The 24354-nt window shown below is 68.1% G+C and carries 20 protein-coding genes; 6 read left to right on the top strand and 14 right to left on the bottom strand.

Annotated elements, in window-relative coordinates; translation table 11 throughout:
* Positions 1–133: 133 nt before the first annotated feature.
* Positions 134–1924, bottom strand: a complete 1791-nt coding sequence (locus tag ACT009_RS02940; RefSeq protein WP_445192896.1) for an IlvD/Edd family dehydratase — start codon at positions 1922–1924, stop codon at positions 134–136.
* Between the two features lie 12 nt (positions 1925–1936).
* Entirely contained in the window at positions 1937–3085 is a 1149-nt protein-coding gene (locus ACT009_RS02935) for an aldose epimerase family protein (protein ID WP_445192895.1), read from the bottom strand.
* Positions 3086–3247: 162 nt separating this feature from the next.
* Between ACT009_RS02935 and ACT009_RS02930 the strand changes: the two genes are divergently transcribed.
* Positions 3248–4561, top strand: coding sequence for a sugar MFS transporter (locus tag ACT009_RS02930; RefSeq protein ID WP_445193990.1), 1314 nt, complete (start codon positions 3248–3250; stop codon positions 4559–4561).
* A 192-nt stretch (positions 4562–4753) separates the two neighbouring features.
* Here the strand turns inward: ACT009_RS02930 and ACT009_RS02925 are convergent, their stop codons facing one another.
* Positions 4754–5512 carry a FadR/GntR family transcriptional regulator gene (locus ACT009_RS02925; protein ID WP_445193989.1) on the bottom strand — a complete coding sequence of 253 codons (759 nt, stop codon included), beginning with the start codon at positions 5510–5512 and terminating at the stop codon, positions 4754–4756.
* Positions 5513–5632: 120 nt separating this feature from the next.
* Between ACT009_RS02925 and ACT009_RS02920 the strand changes: the two genes are divergently transcribed.
* From ACT009_RS02920 to ACT009_RS02905, 4 genes are read left to right on the top strand one after another with little or no spacing between them, the layout of a single operon-like run.
* A complete protein-coding gene (locus ACT009_RS02920; protein WP_445192894.1) occupies positions 5633–7150 on the top strand; it encodes an aldehyde dehydrogenase (NADP(+)) in 1518 nt (505 codons plus the stop codon).
* A gap of 52 nt (positions 7151–7202) precedes the next feature.
* Positions 7203–8195: an AraD1 family protein gene (gene araD1 / locus ACT009_RS02915; protein WP_445192893.1), complete on the top strand. Its 993-nt coding sequence runs from the start codon at positions 7203–7205 to the stop codon at positions 8193–8195.
* Complete coding sequence (locus tag ACT009_RS02910) at positions 8192–9124, top strand: Gfo/Idh/MocA family protein (RefSeq protein WP_445192892.1); 933 nt, start codon at positions 8192–8194, stop codon at positions 9122–9124. The genes araD1 and ACT009_RS02910 overlap by 4 nt, the downstream gene beginning before the upstream one ends.
* Entirely contained in the window at positions 9117–10697 is a 1581-nt protein-coding gene (locus ACT009_RS02905) for an alpha-N-arabinofuranosidase (protein WP_445192891.1), read from the top strand. The genes ACT009_RS02910 and ACT009_RS02905 overlap by 8 nt, the downstream gene beginning before the upstream one ends.
* Before the next feature lie 172 nt (positions 10698–10869).
* On the opposite strand, the gene treY is transcribed toward ACT009_RS02905, so the two are convergent.
* The 8 genes from treY to ACT009_RS02865 all read right to left on the bottom strand — a co-directional run bounded on the left by treY (position 10870) and on the right by ACT009_RS02865 (position 21512).
* Positions 10870–13224 (bottom strand): malto-oligosyltrehalose synthase, encoded by a 2355-nt coding sequence (treY, locus tag ACT009_RS02900; RefSeq protein ID WP_445192890.1) that lies wholly within the window; start codon positions 13222–13224, stop codon positions 10870–10872.
* The gene (malQ, locus tag ACT009_RS02895) at positions 13221–15170 is read right to left on the bottom strand and encodes a 4-alpha-glucanotransferase (protein WP_445192889.1); all 1950 of its coding nucleotides are present in this window, start codon (positions 15168–15170) and stop codon (positions 13221–13223) included. The genes treY and malQ overlap by 4 nt, the downstream gene beginning before the upstream one ends.
* Entirely contained in the window at positions 15167–16867 is a 1701-nt protein-coding gene (treZ, locus tag ACT009_RS02890; protein WP_445192888.1) for a malto-oligosyltrehalose trehalohydrolase, read from the bottom strand. Before treZ ends, malQ begins: the two co-directional genes overlap by 4 nt.
* Positions 16867–18972, bottom strand: coding sequence for a glycogen debranching protein GlgX (glgX, locus tag ACT009_RS02885; protein ID WP_445192887.1), 2106 nt, complete (start codon positions 18970–18972; stop codon positions 16867–16869). Before glgX ends, treZ begins: the two co-directional genes overlap by 1 nt.
* 85 nt (positions 18973–19057) lie before the next feature.
* Positions 19058–19324: a DUF2934 domain-containing protein gene (locus ACT009_RS02880; protein WP_445192886.1), complete on the bottom strand. Its 267-nt coding sequence runs from the start codon at positions 19322–19324 to the stop codon at positions 19058–19060.
* A gap of 90 nt (positions 19325–19414) precedes the next feature.
* On the bottom strand, positions 19415–19654 hold the full coding sequence (locus ACT009_RS02875) for a hypothetical protein (RefSeq protein WP_445192885.1): 240 nt from the start codon (positions 19652–19654) through the stop codon (positions 19415–19417).
* A gap of 69 nt (positions 19655–19723) precedes the next feature.
* A complete protein-coding gene (locus ACT009_RS02870; RefSeq protein WP_445192884.1) occupies positions 19724–20758 on the bottom strand; it encodes an ATP-dependent DNA ligase in 1035 nt (344 codons plus the stop codon).
* Position 20759: 1 nt separating this feature from the next.
* Positions 20760–21512 (bottom strand): ZIP family metal transporter, encoded by a 753-nt coding sequence (locus ACT009_RS02865; RefSeq protein ID WP_445192883.1) that lies wholly within the window; start codon positions 21510–21512, stop codon positions 20760–20762.
* A gap of 109 nt (positions 21513–21621) precedes the next feature.
* On the opposite strand from ACT009_RS02865, the gene ACT009_RS02860 reads away from it, so the two are divergent.
* Entirely contained in the window at positions 21622–21897 is a 276-nt protein-coding gene (locus ACT009_RS02860; protein WP_445192882.1) for a hypothetical protein, read from the top strand.
* A gap of 102 nt (positions 21898–21999) precedes the next feature.
* On the opposite strand, the gene ACT009_RS02855 is transcribed toward ACT009_RS02860, so the two are convergent.
* From ACT009_RS02855 to ACT009_RS02845, 3 genes are all read right to left on the bottom strand, one after another.
* Positions 22000–22551: a DNA-3-methyladenine glycosylase gene (locus tag ACT009_RS02855; protein ID WP_445192881.1), complete on the bottom strand. Its 552-nt coding sequence runs from the start codon at positions 22549–22551 to the stop codon at positions 22000–22002.
* 217 nt (positions 22552–22768) lie between these two features.
* On the bottom strand, positions 22769–23533 hold the full coding sequence (locus ACT009_RS02850) for a metallophosphoesterase family protein (protein WP_445192880.1): 765 nt from the start codon (positions 23531–23533) through the stop codon (positions 22769–22771).
* Positions 23534–23546: 13 nt separating this feature from the next.
* Positions 23547–24248 carry a hypothetical protein gene (locus tag ACT009_RS02845; protein WP_445192879.1) on the bottom strand — a complete coding sequence of 234 codons (702 nt, stop codon included), beginning with the start codon at positions 24246–24248 and terminating at the stop codon, positions 23547–23549.
* Positions 24249–24354 lie beyond the last annotated feature (106 nt).

The raw sequence follows: 24354 nt of genomic DNA, 5'->3' as shown, positions 1-24354 counted from the left end.
TAGCAGAACACCCGGTCGCAACTCGCGCCGGATTTTATTTGTCCTACTAGTAACACGGAGTAATTCGCTGGCAAATGAAAAATCGAATGCGTTATTGAAAACGCTGCCTTTGGAAGACGCTCCCTGACGGGCATCAGTGATTGTCGCGCGGCAGCCCCATGGTCTGAGCAATACGCTGGTAGCGTTCGGCGCCTTCGAGGATCGCGCCGGCCGACAATTGGCCCACCGTCTGGCGCTGGATCGCCTGCCACGGGGTCTGCGATGCCGGATAATCATAGCCGCCCGCCTCGGTCAGCGCGCGGCGGCGTTCGGCGAGTTCGTCATCGGCGATCAACACGTCGGCAGTGCCTTTGCCCAGGTCGATCCGCACGCGGTCGCCGGTGCGGATCAGCGCCAGACCGCCCATCGCCGCGGCTTCGGGGCTGGCGTTCAGGATCGACGGCGATCCCGACGTGCCCGATTGGCGCCCGTCGCCGATGCACGGCAGCGCCTGCACGCCTTCGCGGATCAGATAGGCTGGCGGACGCATGTTGACGACTTCGGCGGCGCCCGGATAGCCGATCGGCCCGGCGCCGCGCATGAACAGCAAGGTGCGATCGGTGATGCCGAGCGACGGATCGTCGATGCGGTGGTGATAATCCTCCGGCCCGTCGAACACCACCGCCGGCCCTTCGAACGCCTCGGGATCGTCGGGGTTGGACAGATAGCGCGCGCGGAAATCGGGGCTTATCACGCTGGTCTTCATGATCGCGCTGTCGAACAGGTTGCCGCGCAGCACGATGAACCCGGCATCCTCGATCAGCGGCGTCGCGAACGGGCGGATGACGCGCTCGTCTTCGATCACCGCGTCGCGGCAGTTGTCGCCGATCGCCTTGCCGTTGGCGGTGATCGCGTCTTCGTGGATCAGCCCCTGTTTCATCAGTTCGGCGACCACCGCGGGCACGCCGCCCGCGTGATAATAATCCTCGCCCAGATACTCGCCGGCGGGTTGCAAGTTGACCATCAGCGGCACGTGGTGGCCGAACGTCTGCCAGTCGTCGATCGGCAGGTCGACGCCGATATGGCGCGCGATCGCAGCAAGATGGATCGGCGCGTTGGTCGATCCGCCGATCGCCGAATTGACCACGATCGCGTTCAGGAACGCCTCACGCGTCAGGATGTCGGAGGGTTTCAGGTCCTCGGCGACCATGTCGACGATGCGCTTGCCGGTGTGATAGGCAACTTCCTGGCGGTCGCGATACGGCGCCGGGATCGCCGCCGATCCGGGCAGCTGCATGCCGAGCGCCTCGGCCAGCGAATTCATCGTCGTCGCGGTGCCCATCGTGTTGCAATAGCCGGTCGACGGCGCCGACGACGCGACCAGCCTGATGAACCCGGCATCGTCGATCGCCCCGGTCGCGAGCAGTTCGCGCGCCTTCCACACGATCGTGCCCGATCCGGTGCGCTCGCCCTTGTGCCAGCCGTTGAGCATCGGCCCGACCGACAGTGCGATCGCCGGGATGTTGACCGTCGCCGCCGCCATCAGGCACGCCGGCGTAGTCTTGTCGCAGCCGATCGTCAGCACCACGCCGTCGAGCGGATAGCCGTACAGCACCTCGACCAGGGCCAGATAGGCCAGGTTGCGGTCCAGCCCCGCGGTCGGGCGCTTGCCGGTTTCCTGGATCGGATGGACCGGAAATTCCAGCGCGATGCCGCCGGCCTCGCGGATGCCCTCGCGCAGCCGTTCGGCCAGCACCAGATGGTGGCGGTTGCACGGGGAAAGGTCGCTGCCGGTCTGCGCGATGCCGATGATCGGCTTGCCCGACCGCAATTCCTCCAGGCTCAGGCCGAAGTTCAGATACCGTTCCAGATACAGCGCGGTCATGTCGATGTTCGCAGGATTATCGAACCAGGCGCGGCTACGCAGCTTCGGTGTGTCTGTCATGGGGAGGTTCCGTCAGCGAGCGGTTGAAAGGCGGTAGATCATGATATGGCGATACGGCTTGCCCGGATCGACCCGCGCCGACACGAAATTCGGCTTGTTGGGCGAATCCGGAAACTTCTGCGGCTCCAGCGCGATGCCGTCACCCATCCGGTAGAGATGGCCGTGTTTGCCGACATAGGTGCCGTCGAGAAAGTTGGCGGAGTAGAATTGTACACCCGGTTCGGTCGTCAGGACCTCGAGCACCCGACCCGATACGGGGTCCTCCAGCCGGGCCGCGAGCTGCGGCGTCGCGGTCAGCCCCTTGTCGAGCGCGAAATTATGGTCGTAGCCCTGGCCGTAGCGGATCTGCTGGTCGTTGCCGTCGCGGATCCCCTCCGCGACCACGCGCGGCTTGCGGAAGTCGAACACCGTGCCCTCGACCGGCTGCAATGCGCCGGTCGGCACCAGGCGCCCATCGACCGGGGTGATCGCCCGCGCCGGGATCGTCAGTCGGTGCCCGGTCGCGCCCATCGGCGACCCCTCCCCCGCCAGATCGAAGATCGCATGGTTGGTCATGTTGACCACGGTCGGCTTGTCGGTCTTCGCGTCGAACACGATGCCGAGATCGCCCTTGTCATCGAGCGTGTAGGTGACGGTGACGTCGAGATTGCCGGGATAGCCGGCATCGCCGTCGAGGCTGCGATGGCTCAGCACCACGCTCGCCTGCGGGCCGCTCTTGATCGCCACGATCTTCCACACCGTCTTGTCGAACGCCTTGCCGCCGCCGTGGAGCGAATTGGTCTTGTCGTTGAGCGGCAGCTGGTAGGTCTTGCCGTCGAGCGTGAACTTGCCGCCGCCGATGCGGTTGGCATAGCGGCCGACGGTCACACCAAAATAATTGGGATGGTCGACATAGGAGGCGAGATCGTCATAGCCGAGCAGCACGTCGGCGATCTTGCCGGCGCGATCGGGCGCGCTCAGCGACTGCAAAGTCGCGCCGTACGCCAAGATGCGCGCGCTGACGCCGCGGGCGTTGCTGAGCGTGATCGCCTCCACCGACGTGCCGTCCTTCAGCGTGCCGGCCGCGCTCCGCTTGGCATCCGCGGCGATCGCGGTGCCCGGCAACGACAGCAAAATCACGGCCGTAGCCGCCAACGAACCGTAATTTCCTGTCGCGCGCATGGGGTCCGCTCCTATAGAGTTGTTTCGCACCGGCGCCGTTGACGCGCCCTCGCAGTATTTATAGTCTGACAAGATCAATCAGGGCAAGCCGGGCGGCCACGCTTTTCGCACCGACACGGGCTCCCAGAAGGAAGAGGGTTTAGCATGGCCACGCCAATCCAGATGCCGACCGACGCGTCCGATCCACCCGACGCTACCGGCACCAACTATCGGTCTGCGCTGACGTTGCTCGCAAGCCTGTTCTTCATGTGGGGCTTCATCACCGTCATCAACAACACGCTGCTGCCACATCTGAAGAGCGTGTTCGAACTCAACTATACGCAGACGACGCTGATCGAAAGCGTGTGGTTCATCGCCTATTTCTTCGCGTCGATCCCGTCGGCCAAGTTGATCGAACGGATCGGCTACCAGAAGTCGCTGGTGATCGGGCTACTGATCATGGCGGCAGGCGCGCTCGGCATGGTCCTCGCCGCCACCTTGCCGTCCTATGGCGTGACGCTGGTCATGCTGTTCGTGATCGCGAGCGGTATCACCCTGCTCCAGGTCGCCGCCAATCCGTACGTCGCGGTGGTTGGCCCCGCCGCTACCGCATCGTCGCGGCTCAACCTCGTCCAGGCGCTCAACTCCGCGGGCACGATGCTGGCGCCGCTGTTCGGCGCGTATCTAATCCTCGGCCGGTCGAAGGGCGGCACATCCGAAGTCGGCACCGTGCTCACCGAAGCCGAGCGCCTCGCCGACGCGCAATCGGTGGTGCTTCCCTATGTCCTCGTCGCGATCGTTCTGGTCGTGCTCGCGGTCGTCATCGCGCGCTTTCCGCTCCCCGCGATGGGGCAGGCGACAAGCCGCATGGCGAAGGAAGAGCGTCGCCACCACAGCCTCTGGAAGCATCGCAACCTGGTGTTCGGCATTCCGGCGATCTTCATCTACCTGATCGCGGAAATCGGCGTCGCCAACCTGTTCGTCAATTTCGTCAGCCAGCCGAACATCGCCAACCTGACCAACGAGCAAGCCGGCCGCTACCTCACCTTCCTGTGGGGCGGGATGATGATCGGCCGTTTCGCGGGTTCCGCGATCATGCAGAAGATCCCCGCAGAAAAGGTGCTCGCCGCCTTCTCGATCGGCGCGTTCATCGTCATGATCGTCACCGTGCTCGCGGACGGTCCGCTCGCGATGTGGTCGTTGATTCTGGTCGGGTTGTTCCACTCGATCATGTTCCCGACGATCTTCACGCTCGGTATCAAGGGCCTGGGGCCGCTGACCGAGGAAGGATCGGGGCTGCTGATCATGGCGATCGCCGGCGGCGCGCTGGTGGTGGTGCAGGGCCGCATCGCCGACGCATATGGCTTGCAGACCTCGTTCCTGCTGACCGCGGCGTGCGAGCTCTACATCCTGTTCTACGCACTGTGGGGCGCGAAGACGACGGATGCGCTGCCCCCGCCCGAGGTGGTGGCGCCAGCGGATGCTGTCCGAAGTTGACAGTGCGCGCGGTTCTCGAAAACAACGTGTCCGCTATTGTGTCCCCGCGAAGGCGGGGACCCAGTACTGGGCTCCGCCTTCGCGGGGACACAATGAGCGACAGGCTGGCGACCGCATCGTCTGATATGTCGGCTTAGAATGGACGAAGGGCCCGGTAGCGAGCCGGGGCCACAAATAGTCGACGCACGCCCCCTACTGCACCATCGCCGCCCGCGTATCGTCCAGCGCCATATCCACCAGCACCCGCATCGCCTCGTTCGCCGCGGCGGCATCGCCGGCCACGATCGCGTCGAGTACCCGGCGATGGTCCGGGATCGGGTTGCGCGGCAACGCGCGCTGGCGCTGCTTGAACTGCGTCGTCCAGCTCACCGCCGCGCCGATGCTCGCGCTCAGCACGACCAGCGCGTCATTACGGGTCGCACGCAGGATCGCGTCGTGGAAATCGCGATCGGCGGCGCGGCCAGCCTCGCTCGCCAGCGTATAGCGGGTCATCGCAGCCAGCGCGTCCTTCATCGTCTTCATGTCGGCACGGTCGCGGCGCTCCGCCGCCAACGCCGCCGCCGCGGGCTCGACGATCGCGCGCAGCTCGAACAGGCCGCGAACGAACTGGATGTCCGGCTCTCCCGCGAAGGCCCAAGCAAGTACGTCGGGATCGAGTAGGTTCCAGCGATTGCGCGGCAGCACCCGCGTCCCGGCCTTGGGGCGGCTCTCCACCAGCCCCTTTGCGGTCAGCACCTGCACCGCCTCACGGTACGCACTGCGCGACACGTCGAGCGCCTCCGAAAACGCGACCTCGCCAGACAGCACGTCACCCGGCGCATATTCGCCCGACAGGATCGCGACCCCCAGCTTGTGCGCGATCGCACCGTGCAGCCGCCGCCCAGTGCCGCGCGGAATACGAACGCCTGCGACCTTTTCCGGCTCGGCGTCGGCGGTCGGATCGGATATGATGTCGGTCAACTGGATCTCCCGCGGATTTGGTATCAGGCGCTAGGCGAACGTCAAACGACAAACATTGCCAAGCGCAATCACTGGCCATATGTCGGAGTAGAACATGGAGCATCAGCAGCGATGAGCGATAACAGCAGCCAAGTGATCGAGCGCGCCGCCGCGACCGACACCGCTACCAACCACGGCCCGGCCGACGTCGATGCCGCCTGCGCCGCCGCCGAGGCCGCGTTTGATACCTACCGCGAGACCGATGCCGAGGCTCGCGCCGCCTTCCTCGAGCGGATCGGCGACGAGATCGTCGCGATCGGCGACGTGCTGATCGAGACCGCGATGCGCGAGAGCGGCCTGCCCCGCGCTCGATTGGAGGGCGAGCGCGGCCGCACCGTTGGCCAGCTCAAGCTGTTCGCCGGCGTGGTCCGCCGCGGCGCCTGGATGGGCCTTCGGATCGATCCCGCGCTGCCCGATCGCGCGCCGCTGCCGCGCCCCGACCTGCGGCTGCGGATGATCCCGCTCGGCCCGGTCGCGGTGTTCGGTGCATCGAACTTCCCGCTCGCCTTCTCGACCGCAGGCGGCGACACCGCCTCCGCATTAGCCGCCGGTGCGCCGGTGGTGGTCAAGGGCCACCCCGCGCATCCCGAAACCGGCGCGCTGGTCGCCGACGCCATCCGTCGCGCGGTCTCCGCCTGCGGCTTGCCCGAGGGCGTGTTCTCGCACCTCGTCGGCCCCGGCATCGAACTCGGCACCGCGCTGGTGCAAGATCCTCGCATCGCCGCGGTCGGCTTCACCGGGTCGCGCGGCGGCGGGCTCGCGCTGGTCAAGCTGGCCCAGTCGCGCCCGGTACCGATCCCGGTCTATGCCGAGATGTCGAGCATCAACCCAGTTGTGCTCCTGCCCCAAGCGTTGAAGGCGCGCGCCGCCGCGCTCGGCGCCGCGTTCGTCGGGTCGCTGACGATGGGCGCGGGCCAGTTCTGCACCAATCCCGGCCTGGTCCTCGCGATCGAGGGCGACGGGCTCGACACGTTCGTCCAGGCGGCGGGCGAAGCACTCGCCGACGCCGCCGCGGCACCGATGCTCACCAGCGGCATCCACGCCGCCTATGAACAGGCGACCGCCGCGCTGTCGTCGCACGACGCGGTCGAGACGGTCGCGCGCGGCCAGGTCGGTGAAGGCGTCGCCCACGGCCAAGCGGCGTTCTTCTCGACCACTGCGGCGCAGTTCCTCGCCGACGAGGCGCTCGGCCACGAGGTGTTCGGCGCGTCGTCGCTGCTGGTCCGCTGCCGTGACGAGGCCGAGCTGGTCGCGGTCCTGACCGCCGCGGAGGGCCAGCTGACCGCGACGCTGCACATGGACGACGACGACACCGCCCTCGGCGCGCGTCTCGTCCCGGTGCTCGAGCGCAAGGCAGGGCGCATCCTGGCGAATGGCTGGCCCACGGGCGTCGAGGTCGCACACGCGATGGTGCATGGCGGTCCGTTCCCCGCGACGTCGGACTCGCGGACGACCTCGGTCGGCAGCCTCGCGATCAATCGCTTCCTGCGGCCGGTGTCCTACCAGAACCTCGGTACCGCGTTGCTGCCGACAGTGCTGCACGACGACAGCGGCCTGCCTCGGCTGGTCGACGGCGTCGCCACCAACTGACGATAACAATCGGGTGACCGTCGCACGACGGCGTCCTGCGGGAGAGAGATGGATGACCCTGCGCCTGTTGCAGCATCGCGGCGACGACGGCACGCGATCGGTGATCGCCGCCACCGATGACGACGCCCGGATCGTGCCGGGCGTCGCCAGCGTCCGCGCGCTGGCGGAACGGGCGATCGCCGCCGGCACCGATCTCGCCGCAGCGGTCGCGGCCTGCGGCAAAGGCGACCGGGTCGATCTCGCCGCCGCGCTGGCGGCGGGGCGGCTGATCGCGCCGATCGATCATGACGACCCCGCGCATCTTGCCATGACCGGCACCGGGCTCACCCATCTCGGCTCGGCCGAGGGGCGCGACAAGATGCACCGCGATGCCGCCGCCGCGGCGACCCAGACCGATTCGATGCGGATGTTCCTCGAAGGCGTCGAGGGGGGGAAGCCCGGCGCCGGGCAGACCGGCCAGCAGCCCGAATGGTTCTACAAGGGCGACGGTTCGGGGCTGGTCGGTCCGGGCGAGCCGCTGACGATGCCCGATTTCGCGCAGGACGGCGGCGAGGAACCCGAACTTGCCGGCATCTACCTGATCGGCCCGGACGGCACGCCGTTCCGGCTCGGCCTGTGCCTCGCCAACGAATTTAGCGACCACGTCACCGAACGCCACAACTACCTGTGGCTGGCGCATTCCAAGCTGCGTCAGGCGGCGCTCGGTCCCGAGCTGCTGGTCGGCACCCCGCCCGATCATATCGCGGGCGCCAGCCGTATCCACCGGGACGGCGCGTTGCTGTGGGAAAAGCCGTTCCTCAGCGGCGAGGCGAACATGTCGCACAGCCTCACCAATCTTGAGGCGCATCACTTCAAATACGATCTGTTCCGCCGCCCGGGCGACATCCACGTCCACTTCTTCGGGACCGCGACGCTGTCGTTCAGCGACGGCATCAAGACCCAGCCGGGCGACGTGTTCGAGATCGAGGCTGCGCCGTTCACGCTGCCGCTGCGCAACCCGCTCGGGCGCGCCACCGCTGCCACCGTCGCAGTGCGCTCGCTATGAGCGCCGCCCCGATCCGCATCGCGATCATCGGCGTCGGCAAGATCGCGGTCGATCAACACCTGCCCGCGATCGCCGAAAATTCCGACTATGCGCTCGCCGCCACCGTCAGCCCCAACCATCCGGGCTTTCCCGACACCCCGCACTTCAAGACGCTGGGCGACTTGCTGGCCGCCGACGTGGCGGTCGACGCGGTCGCGCTCTGCACCCCGCCGCAGGTCCGCTACGATCTCGCCGCGCAGGCGCTGGCATCCGGCAAGCACGTGTTTCTCGAAAAGCCGCCCGGCGCGACGCTTTCCGAAGTCGCTGCCTTGGTTGCCGAGGCCGAGGCGAGCGGCGCGACGTTGTTCGCCAGCTGGCATTCGCGTTACGCCGCCGGGGTCGAGCCCGCCCGCGCCTGGCTCGCCGATCGCACGATCAAGAGCGCGGCGATCGTCTGGCGCGAGGATGTCCGCGTCTGGCATCCCGGGCAGGCGTGGATCTGGGAAGCCGGCGGGCTGGGCGTGTTCGATCCCGGCATCAACGCGCTGTCGATCGCGACGCGCATCCTGCCGCGCCCGTTCTTCCTGCAGACCGCAACGCTGTTCACGCCCGCCAACCGCGCAGCGCCGATCGCCGCCGATCTCGGCTTCCGCGACACCGACGGCCTGACGATCACGATGGACCTCGACTGGCGCCAGACCGGCCCGCAGAGCTGGGACATCACGGTCGAGACCGACGCCGGCACACTCGCGCTGGCCAAGGGCGGCGCGGTGTTGACGCTGCCCGAGGGCGAGCAGCACGCCAAGGACGAGGAATATCCTGGTCTCTACGCGCGCTTCGCCACGCTGGTCCGCGAAAAGCGCAGCGATGTCGACGTCCGCCCCCTGCAACTCGTCGCCGACGCCTTCCTGCGCGGTCACCGTCAATCCGTGGAGGCCTTCGATGAATAAGCCCCTGTTCCGCTCCGTCCGTCGCTTCGTCGCGGCGCTCGCCCTCACCTCCGCCGCGATCGCACCCGCGCAGACCGCCACCCAGCCGGCGCCCGCCGCGGCCGAGCTGACGATCCAGGCCGATCGTCCCGGCCCGGTCTATGATCGTCGCATCTTCACCCAGTTCGCCGAGCATCTCGGCACCGGCATCTATGGCGGCCTGTGGGTCGGCCCCAATGCCAAGATCCCCAACACCCGCGGCTTCCGCAACGACGTGGTCGGCGCGCTGAAGACGCTCGGCGTACCCGTGATCCGCTGGCCCGGCGGCTGCTTCGCCGACGAATATCACTGGCGCGAAGGCATCGGCGCGCGCGCCAAGCGCCCGGTCAAGATCAACACCCATTGGGGCGGCGTCACCGAGCCCAACAGCGTCGGCACCCACGAGTTCATGGACCTCGCCGAACAGGTCGGCGCCGAGGTCTACATTTCGGGCAACGTCGGCAACGGATCGCCGCAGGAAATGGCCGAATGGGTGGAATACATCACCTCGCCCGCCGGCAGCCTGGCCGACGAACGCGCGCGGAACGGCCGCAAGGCCCCGTGGGCGCTGCCCTATTTCGGCATCGGAAACGAGCTGTGGGGCTGCGGTGGCAACATGCGTCCGGAATATGCCGCCGACGTCACGCGCCGCTACGCGACTTTCATCAAGGCGCCCGCCAACACCCGCATCATCAAGATCGCGAGCGGCGCCAACAACGACGACCTGAAATGGACCGAGACGATGATGCGCGAGGCATCGGGCCAGGTCGATGCGCTGTCGCTCCACTTCTACACCGTCCCCGGCGGCTGGCCGCCACGTGCATCCGCGACCGACTTCGACGAGGCGGGCTGGGCGCAGACGCTATCCGAGACGCTGCGCATGGACGATCTCATCACCCGCCACAGCGCGGTGATGGACAAGGTCGATCCGCAGAAGAAGGTCTTCCTCGCGGTCGACGAATGGGGCACCTGGTATGCCGGTGATCCCGGCACCAATCCGGGCTTCCTGCGTCAGCAGAACACCCTGCGCGACGCGATGGTCGCCGCGGTCAACCTCAACATCTTCGCCAAGCACGCCGACCGCGTGAAGATGACCGCGATCGCGCAGATGGTGAACGTGCTCCAGGCGATGATCTTCACCGATGGCGCCAAGATGGTGCTGACGCCGACCTACCACGTGTTCGAGATGTACAAGCCCTATCAGGACGGCACCGTGCTGCCGATCCAGCTCAAGTCGCCCTGGTACAACAAGGACGGCTGGGTGATGCCCGCGGTCAGCGCCTCGGCGGTGCGCGGCAAGGACGGCGCGATCCATGTCGGCCTCGCCAACCTCGATCCCAACCGCGCCACCACCGTGTCGGCCAACGTCGCCGGGCTTGCGACCGGGGCGACGGTATCGGGGCGCATCCTGACCGCACCCGCGATCACCGCGCTCAACAGCTTCGCAGCCCCGAACGCGGTAGCGCCGGCGGCGTTCGACGGCGCCCGGCTGGCGGGCACGACGCTCACCGTGACGCTGCCGCCGAAATCGGTGGTGATGTTGGCGGTGAAGTAGGTCGAACAGCCGCGTCAGAAAGGCCTTCTGAGCTTACGGGTTCATCGAGCCCCTCCCCTTTGGGGGAGGGGTTGGGGTGGGGCCTCTCCTCAGATGCCGTCAATTATGGAGAGACCCACCCCCGGCCCCTCCCCTGACGGGAAGGGGTGAGCAGGTGAGACTATGAGCTGGTTTAGCCGCCCGCCGCGAGCGAGAACCAGACCGGGCTCTCCAGCAGCACCGAGGGGTCGAGCGTTCGTCCATCCGCGAACACGATCGCCGATCCGGCCGCGTCACCTCCCCGCAATGCCACCGCCACGTCGAGCCGGATCCCGTCGAGCACCCGGCTGAACGCCAGCACCCGATCTGCCGCCGGCCCCGACACCGCTGCACGCACGAAGCCACCCTCCGAAAACAGGCGCGGCTGCGCCCGACGCAGGGCCAGCAGCGACGCGATTAGCGCCTGTTTGGGGTCGCTCCCGTCAGCCAGGGTCGCCGCCCGTGCGTCGTAATCCACCGCCCGCCTGTTGTCCGGGTCGACCAGACTGAGGTCGACCCCCTCGGTCCCCTGATACAGGTCGGGCACCCCTGGAAGTGTGTAGCGGAGCGCGACCTGAACGAGACTGTTGGCCATCGCCCGTGACGCGATCACATGGACGAAGCGCGCTATCGCCGCCCGCTCCACGGCGCCGTCGGCGAGCACGTGCGCCGCGAGCGCCTTGTACGCCGCCTCGTAACGCTCGTCCGGCGCTTCCCAAGACGATCGCAGCTTCGCCTCGCGCAACGCCTTTTCCTGCCAGGCATGGATCCGCGCGAGATAGCCCGAATCGGGCGCCTCGCCCGGCCAGCTGCCGACCAGCGTCTGCCACAACATATACCGGTCCGCGGCGTCGACGCCATGATCCGCAACCCCCGCATCCAACGCCGTCGCCAGCGCGATCCAGTCCGCCGCCCGCTCGCTCAGCACCGCGAGCCGCGCCCGGACGTCCTCGCCGCGCTTGTGATCGTGTGTCGCGGTGGCGAGCATCGCATGCGGCCAGTGCTCCGCCCGATCGGTCATCGCCGCGGCGAATGCATCGACCGATATCGACCAACGCTCAGCATCGAAGCCGACGTCGGTGCGCGATAGCAATCGCCCATAGCGATAGAAGCCGGTGTCCTCGACCGACTTGGCCGCGATCGGCGCGGAAAGTTGCTGGAACCGCCGCACCGCCTCCGCCGCCGCTACGCCACCCGCTCCCCCGAGCCAGCCGAGCACCAGGTCGATCACCCCGCCCTCGCCCGGCGGCACATGCGGCGCCACCCGCTCCCGCACCCAATCACAAATCGCTTCGTCCGCCGCCGGCGCGGTGTCGCCGAGCCCATAGGTTCGATACACCGGGAAAACCCAAAGCAACCGCTCGATCGCACGCCGCAGCATCGCGCGGGTCACGACCTGCCCCTCGGTCAGCAACGCCGTGAACGCCTCGACACAGCCGTCGAGCTGACCCGCGAACTGCCAGTCGAGCAGCTGTTGCCGCGCCAGCAATTCCTCGTCCGCGAAATGCGCCGATCGACCGCTCAGCGCCGCCCAATTCGCGGTCAGCGCGGCTTCGCCGGCCGGGTCGTGGAGCAAGGCGGCGACGTCCTCCATGAAGTCGTAGCCGCTGGTGCCGTCGATCCTCCAATCGCGCGCGAGCGGCTCGCCCGGACCGAGGATTTTCTCGACGACGAGATAGGCCGGCCCCGCGGGTGCGTCGGCGGGGCGATCTGTCGCGTCGAGCCGCGCGCGCAGCGTCCGGCAATAGCCCGCGGGATCGGCCAGCCCATCGACATGGTCGACCCGGACCCCGTCGATCAGACCCTCGCCATAGAGCCGCAGCACGAGCGCATGCGTCGCGTCGAACACCCGTCGGTCCTCGATCCGCAACCCGGCCAGCTCGTTGATCGTGAAGAAGCGCCGCCAGTTGAGCTCGTCATTGGCCGTACGCCACGAAGCCAGCCGATAATGCTGCCGGTCGAGCAACGCGCGCAGCGCGGCCTCGTCACGCGGTGGCTCGCTATCCTCGGGTCGCACCGGGAACCGGTGTTCGCCATAGGCGACGACCTCGAGTCCGCAGTCCCCCTCCGCCACCACGAGGTCGCCCGCCGCGATCACCTCGTCGCGCGGCCCGCCGAGCACCGGCAGCACGATCGGGCGGCGCCAGTCGATGTCGAAGAAATCCGCGAAGTCGCTGTCGCGGCCATTCGCCAGCACGTCGTTCCACCAACGGTTCTCGCCCCCGGCAACGCCCATATGGTTGGGCACGATATCGATGATCGCGCCCATCCCGCGCTTGCGAAGCGCCGCCACCAACCGTCGAAAGCCAGGCTCGCCGCCGAGCGCGGGATCGATCCGGGTCGGATCGACGACATCGTAGCCATGCGTCGATCCGCTCCGCGCGACCGTGATCGGCGACGCGTAGACATGGCTGATCCCGAGCGCATCGAGATAGGGCACGATCTTCAGCGCATCGTCGAAGGTGAAGTCACGATTGAACTGCAGGCGATAGGTCGCGCGGGGCGTCATGCGGTCTTGATCCGGTTGAGCCGCGCAATGCGCGCGGCGACGGGCGGGGACTCTAGCAGCGCCGCGGTGTCGCCGGGCATCCGCCGGCGCCAATTGGGATGTTCGTCGATCGTGCCCGGCAGGTTCGGCTGCTCGTCGAGCCCGAGCAGATCCTCCAACGGCACGATCACCAGCGGGCATCGCGTCGACGCAGCGAAGTCGATCGCCGCATCGACTGCAATGGCCGGGTCGGCGGGCGGCACGCCGTCACCGATCGCCTGCCACATCGCCGATCGTTCCTGCGCGCGCGAGACTTGGGCTTCGGCAAGCGCCGGCGGAGCCCAGTGCTCGATCCGCGAGCGCCATTCTAGGTCGCGGCCCTGCCACCACCCCGCGATGGTCGGTGTGTCGTGGGTGCCGGTCATCGCCACCGCCTGCCGCGACCAGGCGACGGCAGGCTTGAAGGTCGCTTCGTCGCGCTCGAACGGCAGCACCGCCAAGCCGAGGATGCCGCGCGCGGCGATCACGTCGCGGAACCCCGGCGGCACGGTGCCGAGATCCTCGCCGATCACGATCGTCTGCGCACGGAGGGATTCGATCGCGACGATCCGCAGCAGCTCCTCGAACGGCATCGCGAGATACGCGCCCTCCCCCGCCGGCGCGCCTTCCGGCACCACCCACAGTCGCGACAGCCCCAGCGCGTGATCGATCCGCAGCCCGCCCGCATGCGCCATCGACGCGCGGAGCGTCGCCTTGAACGCCGCGAAGCCGGTGCGCCGCAGCGCCACCGGCGACAGCGCGGTGATCCCCCAATTCTGCCCGCTCGGCCCGAGCGGATCGGGCGGCGCGCCGATCGACAATCCGGCCAGCAGGTCCCCGCGCCCGCTCCACGCCTGGCTGCCACCCGGATCGACCCCGACCGCGAGATCCGCGACCAAGCCGATCGCCATCCCCGCTCCCCGCGCCGCCGCCTGCGCCGCGGCCAGGCCATGGTCGGCGACCATCTGCAGATAGGCGAAGAAGTCGATCTCGTTCGGATGCTTGGCAGCGAAGGCGATCGCCGCATCGCCATCGGGATCGTGAAAGGCAGCCGGCCATTCCCGCCACCCAGGCGCGCCGATCGTGACGAAGAAGTACCCGTGCAGCGCATCGAACAACGCCTGTCGCTCGAGCGCCGCACCGCCTTCCTGCCGGAACGTGGTCAACGTGGCACGCTCGTCATCGCCGATCGCACCGAACGCGCGCCGCAGCCCCGCTAACCGCGCCGGGATCGCCGACGCCCAATCGATCAGCGGGCCAGACGCGCTCTCGGACGCCGCCTGTGCGAGCATCACGTTGCGGAACAGCCGCGTCGCGGGCGCATAGGGGCTGAACCGCGACGCGTCGGCCGGGAACAGTGCATGCACCGGGTTGATCGCCAGCGCCGCCGCCCCATGCCTGCCGAAGGTCGCCGCCGCTTCCGCCAACGTCGCCAAGTCACCGAACGGCGTTGCCGCGCGCCCCTGCAGCGCCGGGATCTGCACCGCCGCACCCCAGTGCCGCCCCGCCGGCGGTTGCCAGCACCGCTCGGGTGCGATCGTCAGCTCGATCATCCCCACCATGGTTTCGAGCCGGTGATAGCCGGGCTTGGCGACCGGCGGCAGCATGACGGCACCGTCACGCGCCGCCAGCGTCACCGCCGCGCGCCGCCCATCCTCGAACGCCAGCGCCGCTGCTCCCGCGGGAACGCCGGCCGGCAACGCCACGGGCCGCCCCACATCACCCGAGGCGTAGAGCAACCCCCGCGGCCGATCGCCCAGCCGAGCAAGGCTTTCCGCGACCTGCCGTTCGTCGTTCGCCGGCAGGCCCAGCGCCGCGAGGATCGCCAGCAGCGACGATCGCTCGACCGTCCGCGCCACTCCATCCGCGTCTTCCCATTCGGCGGACAGGCCCGCTGCGGCGACGAGCGCATCGAGCCCGCTGGTCATGTCAGCCAGGCCGCCAGGCTCGCCGCCCCGCCGATCTCTCCGACCGCGAAGAAGGGCGCGTCCGCCACCGGCGCAGCGACCGCCTCGTTCCCCAGGTTGAACAGCAGCGTCAGGACCCGCCCGTCGTTCATCGCCCAGCGCGCGAGCACCGCCTCGGCACCGACCACCTCCGCTCCGAGCGGACGGGCGCCCGCCAATCGCGGCACGATCTCGGTCCGGCGCGCCGCCAGCAGCCGCCGATAGAGCTCGCGCCACGCCGTCGCCGCCGGGCCCGGCTGCGGCCGCGACGCCTCGAACGTCGTCGGCGCATTGGGGTCGGGGATCGTCGCCCTCGCATCCTCGCTCGCGAACGCCTCGAATTTGGCGAACTCCCGCCGCCGCCCTTCGCGCACCGCATCGGCGAGTTCATCGTGAAAATCCGTAAAGAACAGGAATGGCGTCTCGCTTCCGCCCTCGTCGCCCATGAAGATCAGCGGGATCTGCGGCGACAGCAGCAGCAGCGCGGTCGCTGCTCGCAGCCGCGCCGGATCGGCGAGCACCGTCAGCCGTTCGCCGAGCGCGCGGTTGCCGATCTGGTCGTGGTTCTGGAGGAACGCGACGAACGCGGTCGGCGGCAGGTGACCGCTAGGAGTTCCGCGCACGGCCCCGCCGCCATTGGGCGACGCCTCGCCCTGATAGATGAAGCCTTCGCCGAGGCACCGCGCGAGCCGCTCCACCGGCCGATCCGCGAAGTCGCCGTAATAGCCGCTGGTCTCGCCGGTCAGAAGCACGTGGAGGACGTTGTGGAAATCGTCGTTCCACTGCGCGTCGTAGCGCCCGTCGCCGAGTCGGTCGGCGTCGTTGTGCTCGTTCTCCAGCACCAGATGCACCGACCGGTCGCCGCATTCCTCGCGAATAGCGCGCGCCATTTCGTCGAGGAACCCCGCATCGCCGATCGCGTGGACCGCGTCGAAGCGCAGCCCGTCGATCCGGTAATCTTTCAGCCACATCAGCGCGTTGTCGACGAAGTAGCGCGCCACCGCGGGCCGATCGACCGCGACCGCCCCGCCCCAGGGCGTCGCGATGTCGGCACGGAAGAACCCGCTCGCATAGCTGCCGAGATAATTACCGTCGGGACCGAAGTGATTGTACACCACGTCGAGCACCACCGAGAGCCCGAGCCCGTGCGCGGCGTCGACCAGCGCGCGAAGTTCGTCGGGCGATCCATATGCCTCGGCCGGTGCGTAGGGCAGTACGCCGTCATACCCCCAGCCGCGCGTCCCCCCGAACGCCGCGACCGGCATCAGCTCGATCGCGGTGATGCCGAGGTCGGCGATCGCGGGCAGATGCGCGATCACCCCGCGAAAGCCGCCGAGCGCACCGACATGGATCTCCTGGATCACATGCTCGCTCCATGCCCGGCCGCGCCAATCGGTCCGCCAGCGGAAACTTGTCGGATCGACGACCACGCTCCAGCCATGCACCCCGCCGGACTGCGCGCGCGATGCCGGGTCGGGCACGTCGTCGGCGCCCGCCACCCGGAACAGGTAGCGCGTGCCGGCGGGCGCATCCGCCTCGACCGTGAACCAGCCGTCGGCATGCGCCAGCATCGGCAGCGGCTCGCGCCCGTCGATAACCAGCGCGACCGTTGCGCGATCGGGCGCCCATAGCGCGAAGCGGGTGCGCCCTGCCGCGACGATCTCGGCGCCCCAGCGCATCAGTCCGCCGCCTCCGCATCGAGCTGCCACGCGATCAGCGCCGCACCCTGTGGCGCCACCACATAGCTGTCGCCGATTTCAGTTTCGCCCATCGCCGCGTCGGCGCTGTCGATCAGCAAGGTCCGCGTTCCCGCCGGGCCACGCAGCGCAAAATCGATCGGGTCCTCCGATCCGTTGAGCAGCAGCGAAACCATCTCCAGCCCGCCCGCCGTCCGTCGCGCCCGCCGCATCTGCATCGCCCGCCCGTCCGGGTTCTGCCAGTCGTCAGGCATCAACGTCTCGCCGCGTTCGTCGAACCATTCAATGTCGTTGACGCCATCGACCTGCTGCTGGTCGCCGTAGAAATATGTGTTGGAGCGCAGCACCTCGTACCGCCGCCGCAGCGCGATGAGCCGCGCGGTGAAGTCGATCAGCGACTGAGACTCCTCGCCATCGGCCGCGCTCCAGTCGAGCCAGCTGATCTCGTTGTCCTGGCAATAGGCGTTGTTGTTGCCCTGCTGGGTCCGCCCGAACTCGTCGCCCGCCACCAGCATCGGGGTGCCGAGCGAGGTGAGCAGCGTCGTCAGCATCGATCGCATCACCCGTGCGCGCGCCGCACCGATGTCGGCGTCGTCGGTCGGCCCCTCGGCGCCCCAGTTGCGCGAGTAATTCTCGGAATGCCCGTCGGCGTTGTTCTCGCCGTTCGCCTCGTTGTGGCGCTCCTCGTACATCACCGTGTCCGCGAGCGTGTAGCCGTCGTGCGCCGAGAGGATGTTGACGCTCGCCCACGGGCGCCGCGCGCGCCGGTCGAACAGGTCGCCCGATCCCGACAAGCGCGCCGCCAGATCGGGGCGCTGCCCGGGATCGCCGCGCCAGAACTTGCGCACGGTGTCGCGATATTTGTCGTTCCACTCGGCGAACCCGGGCGCGAAATTGCCGAGCTGGTAGCCACCGGGGCCGACATCCCACGGCTCCGCGATCAGCTTCAGCCGCCCGAGCACCGGATCCTGCCGCAACACGTCGAAGAACGCCGCGCCGGCATCGAACCCGTCGCGCTCGCGCCCGAGCGTCAGCCCGAGATCGAAGCGGAACCCGTCGATCCCGAAGCTGGTCGCCCAGTATCGCAGCGAGTCGGCGACCATCTGGATGACCCGCGCCTTGGTGAGATCGAAGGTGTTGCCGGTGCCGGTATCGTTGATCGAGTAGCGCTCGTCGCCTTCGACCAGCCGGTAATAGGTGGCGTTGTCCAAGCCTCGCCAAGACAACGTCGGGCCGCGTTCCGATCCTTCGCAGCTATGGTTGTAGACCACGTCGAGGATCACCTCGATGCCCGCCGAATGCAGCCGCCGCACGGCGCGGCGCAATTCATTCTGGTCGCTGCCGGCGAAATAGCGGGGTTCGGGCGTGAAGAAGCCGAGCGTGTTGTAACCCCAATAGTTGCTCAGCCCCTTCTCCTTCAGGAAGCGGTCCTGGGTGAAGGCCTGGATGGGCAGCAGTTCGATCGCGGTGACCCCGATCCGCTTGAGGTGCGCGATCACCGCGGGATGGCCGAGCGCCGCATAGGTGCCGCGTTCGCGGACGGGCACCAACTCCATCAGCTTGGTCAATCCCTTCACATGGCATTCGTAGATCACGGTCTCGCACCAGGGGGTGTGCGGGCGGACGTCGCGCGACCAGTCGAAATGATCGTCGACCACTACCGCCTTCGGCATCGCCGCGGCACTGTCGCGTCGGTCGAAGCTCAGATCCTCCTTGGCCGATCCGATCCGGTAACCGTGCAGCGCGTCGGTCCAGCGGATCTCGCCGGCCAACTTGCGCGCATAGGGATCGAGCAGCAGCTTGTTCGGATTGAAGCGATGGCCCCGCTCCGGCGCATAGGGCCCGTGAGCGCGGTAGCCGTAGAGCAGCCCCGGCCCGGCGTCGGGCAGATATCCATGCCAAACCTCGTCGGTCCATTCGGGCAGCGCCAGCCGCTTCAGCTCACGCCGGCCCGACGGATCGAACAGACTCAGTTCCATCTTCTCGGCGTTGGCGGAGAACACCGCGAAGTTGATGCCATCGCCGTCGAAGGTCGCGCCCAGCGGGTAGGGCGAGCCCGCCTCGAGCGTGTCGGGGAGCGAATTCACGTTTGGTTCCGATCGTTCAGGTAGCCAACTCCGCGCCGACGGGCGCGGGTCGCCGATTGTCATGCAGGACGGTCGGACGTCGCGGTCAGAGCGACTTGACGACCTTTGCCGTCTTCTTCTTGAGCTTGGTCAGCGGACCGGTATCGTCGGTCTTGGCGTTCGCCGCGGGCATGCTCGGCGCGCTGTCGGCCGGCACGGCACCGTCGCCGCCCATTTCGGACTCCGCGCGGCGCCAATGGTCCGCATCCTGCCCCTCGGGCTGGCCCTCCTCCTGCCAGATCGCATAGGCGCGATCCCGGATCGTGCCTTCCCGGTCGGTCCCGGTGCCTTCGTTTCCAGCCCCATCAGTCATCGTCGACGCCTCCATTACCAGATTAGGCAAACCGACGACGGGGTTTTCGGTTCAACGCCAGATCCGAGAATCTGGTTAACGCGATCAGGCTCAGGCGTCTTCCAGGTCGAAATTGGCGGAGACTTCCTCCACCGCGCGTCGCGCGATCTCGTCCAGTTCCTCGGGACATTCGGCTTGAACGTCCCAGTTGGGCGCCGAGGTGTTCACCGGTTCCGCCGGGGTCGGCAGCAGAAAATCGATCTTCGATCCCTCGCCGTCGAGCGAAAAGCGGAGAGCTGCCTGGTTCAGTTCGTCGCGGATCTCCTCCGCGGTGAGGCTCGGACGTCGCATGCGGTTTACTCCTGAGAGGACTCGCGTACCGAAGGAACGATCATACGCCTGTTTGGACGCGCTCCGGAGTCATTTCGACCGATTGAAATCGGCCAGCTGGCGCGGGCGCAATTCGTGGACAAGCTGGGCGGTGGTGCAGGCCGCCGCAGCCTTGTCGGGGCGCCAGCGGAGCAGCCTGGTGCCGTGGCGGAAGCGTTCCGCGGTGACCTGGTCGTAGACTACCTCGACCACCAGCTCCGGGCGCAGCGGTACCCACTCGCTGGTTGCGCCGTTGTTCCACCTGCTCGGCCCGCCCGGCGCCTTGCCGCTGAACCCCTCGCCCCCCGCCAGCGGCTCCAGCATCGCGGTCAGCGCCGCGCGATCGGCATCCGCGATTGCCGAGGTGAAGCCGACATGGTCGAGACGGCCGTCGTCGCGGTACAGCCCGAGCAGCAGCGACGCGACCCCGTCGCCGCCCTTCACCCGCCTGAAACCGCCGACCACGCAATCGGCGGTCCGGTGCTGCTTGACCTTCAGCATCGCGCGCTCGCCCGATCGGTAGGGCTCGTCGAGCCGCTTGGCGACGACACCGTCGAGCGCACCGCCGCTCTCCGCCAGCCAGCGCTCCCCCTGCCCGCGCTCCGTGCTGGCGGGGGACAGCAGCAGCGACGGGCCACCATGGTCGCGATGGAACGCCTCCAGCGCAGCCCGGCGGTCGCCCAGCGGCCGGTCGCGATACGCGTCGTCGCCGATCGCGAGGCAATCGAAGATCATCAGCTGCGCCGGCGTCTCGACCGACAGCTTGCGGATACGGCTTTCCGCCGGATGCAGCCGCTGCTGCAACGCGTCGAACGACAGGATCTCGCCGACCGGCAGGATCAGCTCGCCGTCCATTGCGAAGCGCGGGGCGGCAAGCGACGCGACCAGCGCCACGACTTCGGGAAAATAGCGTGCGAGCGGCTTGCCCGATTTGGAATGAATCCGGATCTCGTCGCCATCGCGCACCACGATGGCGCGGAAGCCGTCCCATTTGGGCTCGAACTGCCAGCCACCCTCCTCGGGCAGCGCATCGACGAGTTTGGCCTCCATCGGTGCGATCGGTTCGTCGATCGGATGCGTGGTCATCTCACCCACCGATCTTGCTGAGCACGAAGGCGAGCAGGAACCCCACCACCGCGATCAATCCGCTATACTCGTGCGATCCCTCGGTCGCCTCCGGGATCATCGTGTCGACCAGCATCGCCAGGATCGCGCCTGCCGCCACGGCGGTTACCGCTGCGACGATCTCCGGGCTGTTCCCCGCCAGCGCGACGTTGCCGACCATCGCGGCGATCGCGGACGCCACCGCGATGCCGAACCACACCCCGAAGATATATCCGCGCCCGCGCCCCGCCTTCTTCATGCCCGCCGCGCTCGACAAGCCTTCGGGGACGTTGGACAGGAACACCGCGGCGACGGTGACGACACTCACCCCGCCGCCACCGAGCAGGCTGACCCCGATCACAACCGATTCGGGGATACCGTCGAGCAGCGCACCGATCGCGATCGCCAACCCGCCGCCGCCTTCGGTGCTCGGCTGGCTCTGTTCCTCGTTCGATCCCGATCGCTTGCGGTGCTTGGCGCCGCGCCGCGACACGACGATGTTCGCGATCGTATAGACCAGCGCGCCGCCGACGAAACCACCCGCAGTCGAATCGAACCCGCCCTGCTTGAACGCCTCGTCCATCAGGTCGAACGCAACCGCGGAGATCAGCACGCCCGAGCCGATCGCCATTACCGCCGCAATCAGCCGCTGCGGCAGCGTCGCGTAATAGCCGATCGCCGCGCCGAGGATCAGCGCCGATCCGCCGACAAATCCCCAGAACCCCGCTTGCCACACGATACGCGTCCTCCCTCGTCCTCCAACGTACCGCCTCGAACGTTCGATCCGCGCGCGCAACCGCCGGCAAGGTCGGGCGTTTGCGCGTCTTCACCACGAAGGGTTTCGCATGTCACACGGTCTCACGGTCCCCGAAGCCAACCAGTCCCCCTACCCACTCCAGGAGCCGCCCCACACCCACAAGCCGGAGGTGAGGGGTCTGCCCCCGGTTGCCGGCAAGAAGAACAAGCCGCCCAAGCCCGACAAGCGTCCCGCCGCCCCGACGGGCAACGCGCTGGCGCTGCTCGGCGCCGCGCTCGGCCTCGGCGCCCTCGCGATCGGCGCGGTGCTCTACGAACGCCAGTCCGCGCCGACGAAGAAGAAGGGCAAGAAGGCCAAGCGTTAGGTTAGCGGAGAGTCACTCCCTCGCAGGAAGTGCTCCCGCGAAGGCAGGAGCCCAGTACTGGGTCCTCGCCTTCGCGGGGACACAATCGGCACGGCTAGCGGGCTACTTAAGCCGCACAGCCCTGCTCAGAAACCGCGACCCGACGGCGCAGAACCGCCAAGGCGTATCCGTCCCCCGCGTGATCCCGATCCGCGAACCCGCCGTCACCTCCGCCCGATCGCCCTCGATCAACGCGAACGGCGCGCGGTCGATCGGCAGCCCGTCATGCGTCAGCGTGACCCCGAGTGCTTGGCAGAGCCGCCCCGGCCCCGCGCACAGCAGCTCGCGCTTCGCCGTTCCGCGCCGCGCTTGCATCGCCGCGACCCCGAACATCGGTTCGATCGCGCGGATCAACACCGCGCTGCCGTTGCCGCAGGTGACGTTCAGGCACAGGTGCAACCCGTAGATCCGGTACACATAGGCGCACCCCGCCGGCCCGAACATCGCCGCATTCCGCGCGGTAAGGCCGTTAAAGCTGTGCGAAGCGGGATCGTCGGCGGCATAGGCCTCGGTCTCGACGATCCGACCACCGACCCCGTCGAGCGTCAGGGTCGCTCCGACCAGCGCCTCCGCCACGACCGCCACGTCGCGCTCGTAAAAGGCTAGGGGCAGCATCGTCGGCCGAGTAAAAATGGCGCCCGGTCGGCATACGGCCGGACGCCAGTCGAACGCTCGGCACAGTCCGAGCGGCGAACGACCGGGTTGCAGCTCGATCGATCACGGCCGTATCTAACAGCGCTTTCTATAATTACGAGCATCGCCCTATACTGCCGCCGGCCATATCAATTCTGGATGGTGCATTGTGGATGCTCACCGTCATCCTTCCTAACCATCATGTCGCCGCGACGAAGACTCGCCCGTCTTCGATCCTGATGCAGGTCAGCACGCCGGTCTCGTAAGCGCCGGTATCGATTCCGATACGGTTGTTGCGGACGACCGGCTCCGGCCCGTCCCAGCTATGCCCATGGACGATCATTTTCTCGAACGGCTTGGTGCTTTCGAGGAAGGGCTGCCGGATCCACAACAGATCCTGCACCGTCTGGTCCGCCAACGGCCGCCCCGGCCGCGCGCCGGCGTGACAGAAGGCATAGTCGCCGATCGTCACCAGCGTCTCGAGTGATTGCAGCAGATCGAGATGCGATGCCGGCATCGCATCGAGCAGGCGGTCGCGCGTTTCGACATGGATCTCGGTATCGTCGGCGACATCGGGCGGCGCCACGCCGTAGGCGGCGAGCGTGTCAGCACCACCGAAGCCCACCCAGGGTCGCCCGCTCTCCGGATCGGCGAGGTAGCGCAGCATCGCCTGTTCGTGGTTGCCGATCAACAAATGGGTCTCGTAATCGGGCCGGCGCCGCAGCCACGCCAGCGCGGCGAGCACCTCGGCGGAGGCGGGTCCGCGATCGATATAGTCGCCGCAGAACACCAGCACCGGCCGCCGCCCGTTGGCCTGGACCGCTGCATCGGCGACGATCAGCCGCAGGATCGACTGGAGCAGGTCGTAGCGGCCGTGGATGTCGCCGATCGCATAGACGAGCTGGCCCTCGGCCCGGCGCACCGCGACATCGGGCAGCGGCACGAAACCGCCGCTACCTCGCATCGTCGGTCCGCCATCATTCATCGTCGCGAAGCGCACGGCGCCGGGCCGTCCAGAGCTCGTCGGTGAGATCCTCATAGGATCGCAGCGCCTCTGCGGGGTCGTCCTGCGCACGGTCGCGCGCACGTTCCCAGCGGCGATTGATCCCGACCAGGTAATTGCGCGGCACCCCGGCATCGGTCGCCGACCCATAGGCCTCGACCAGGTCGCGATCGGCGCCGTCGAGCTGCGCGGCCAGGCACGCGAAGCTCGCCGATCCGCGCCGGCCATCGCACGCGGTCGCGCGGCCCCGCTCGTCCGCCAGCCGGTATCTGCGCGGCTGCACGACAGGCGATGCCCGTTCGACCGTCTCAAGCCGCTCGCGCGGCAGCGTCGCCGCGACCTCGCTCACCGGCGTGCTCGCATCGCTCGGTTCGGTATTATTGATCGGCGGCGCGACCGCGACATTGGCCTGGGGCACGGGCTGCGAGATCACCGGCGCGGGTTGGCTGCGCGCCGCAATCTGTACCGCCGGCTTGCGCTCGGCCTCGGGCTTGGCGTCGTCGAGCACCGTCACCCCCATCGCCACGCCCGCCACTGCGGCGACCGCGGCCAGTACCGCGCCGCCGAACACCCGCCGGCCGCGACCTTGCCGACGCGGCGTCACCACCACCGGCATCGCATAGCTCGGCAGGTCGCGCGCACCCGCCACCCGCGGCGCACCGAAGATCGAATCCATCGCCGACCCGACTTCGCCGAAGCGTCGCGGGCCCTTCCCAGGATTGGCGCCCCCCATCGGCGGTCGTGCGAAAGGGTCGCCGGATTGTTCTGACATCGCTGCCGTT

The sequence above is a fragment of the Sphingomonas sp. Tas61C01 genome (assembly GCF_052567495.1).
This window is presented reverse-complemented; position numbering and strand designations above follow the sequence as displayed.

Coding starts and splice junctions, on each gene's coding strand:
- ACT009_RS02845 (WP_445192879.1), bottom strand. CDS start 24,248: ATGGATTCGATCTTCGGTGCGCCGCGGGTGGCGGGTGCGCGCGACCTG.
- ACT009_RS02860 (WP_445192882.1), top strand. CDS start 21,622: ATGTCACACGGTCTCACGGTCCCCGAAGCCAACCAGTCCCCCTACCCA.
- treZ (WP_445192888.1), bottom strand. CDS start 16,867: ATGCGCTGGGGCGCCGAGATCGTCGCGGCAGGGCGCACCCGCTTCGCG.
- araD1 (WP_445192893.1), top strand. CDS start 7,203: ATGACCCTGCGCCTGTTGCAGCATCGCGGCGACGACGGCACGCGATCG.
- ACT009_RS02940 (WP_445192896.1), bottom strand. CDS start 1,924: ATGACAGACACACCGAAGCTGCGTAGCCGCGCCTGGTTCGATAATCCT.
- ACT009_RS02935 (WP_445192895.1), bottom strand. CDS start 3,085: ATGCGCGCGACAGGAAATTACGGTTCGTTGGCGGCTACGGCCGTGATT.
- ACT009_RS02910 (WP_445192892.1), top strand. CDS start 8,192: ATGAGCGCCGCCCCGATCCGCATCGCGATCATCGGCGTCGGCAAGATC.
- ACT009_RS02920 (WP_445192894.1), top strand. CDS start 5,633: ATGAGCGATAACAGCAGCCAAGTGATCGAGCGCGCCGCCGCGACCGAC.
- ACT009_RS02855 (WP_445192881.1), bottom strand. CDS start 22,551: ATGCTGCCCCTAGCCTTTTACGAGCGCGACGTGGCGGTCGTGGCGGAG.
- ACT009_RS02905 (WP_445192891.1), top strand. CDS start 9,117: ATGAATAAGCCCCTGTTCCGCTCCGTCCGTCGCTTCGTCGCGGCGCTC.
- ACT009_RS02880 (WP_445192886.1), bottom strand. CDS start 19,324: ATGACTGATGGGGCTGGAAACGAAGGCACCGGGACCGACCGGGAAGGC.
- ACT009_RS02850 (WP_445192880.1), bottom strand. CDS start 23,533: ATGCGAGGTAGCGGCGGTTTCGTGCCGCTGCCCGATGTCGCGGTGCGC.
- ACT009_RS02930 (WP_445193990.1), top strand. CDS start 3,248: ATGCCGACCGACGCGTCCGATCCACCCGACGCTACCGGCACCAACTAT.
- treY (WP_445192890.1), bottom strand. CDS start 13,224: ATGACGCCCCGCGCGACCTATCGCCTGCAGTTCAATCGTGACTTCACC.
- ACT009_RS02870 (WP_445192884.1), bottom strand. CDS start 20,758: ATGACCACGCATCCGATCGACGAACCGATCGCACCGATGGAGGCCAAA.
- ACT009_RS02875 (WP_445192885.1), bottom strand. CDS start 19,654: ATGCGACGTCCGAGCCTCACCGCGGAGGAGATCCGCGACGAACTGAAC.
- malQ (WP_445192889.1), bottom strand. CDS start 15,170: ATGACCAGCGGGCTCGATGCGCTCGTCGCCGCAGCGGGCCTGTCCGCC.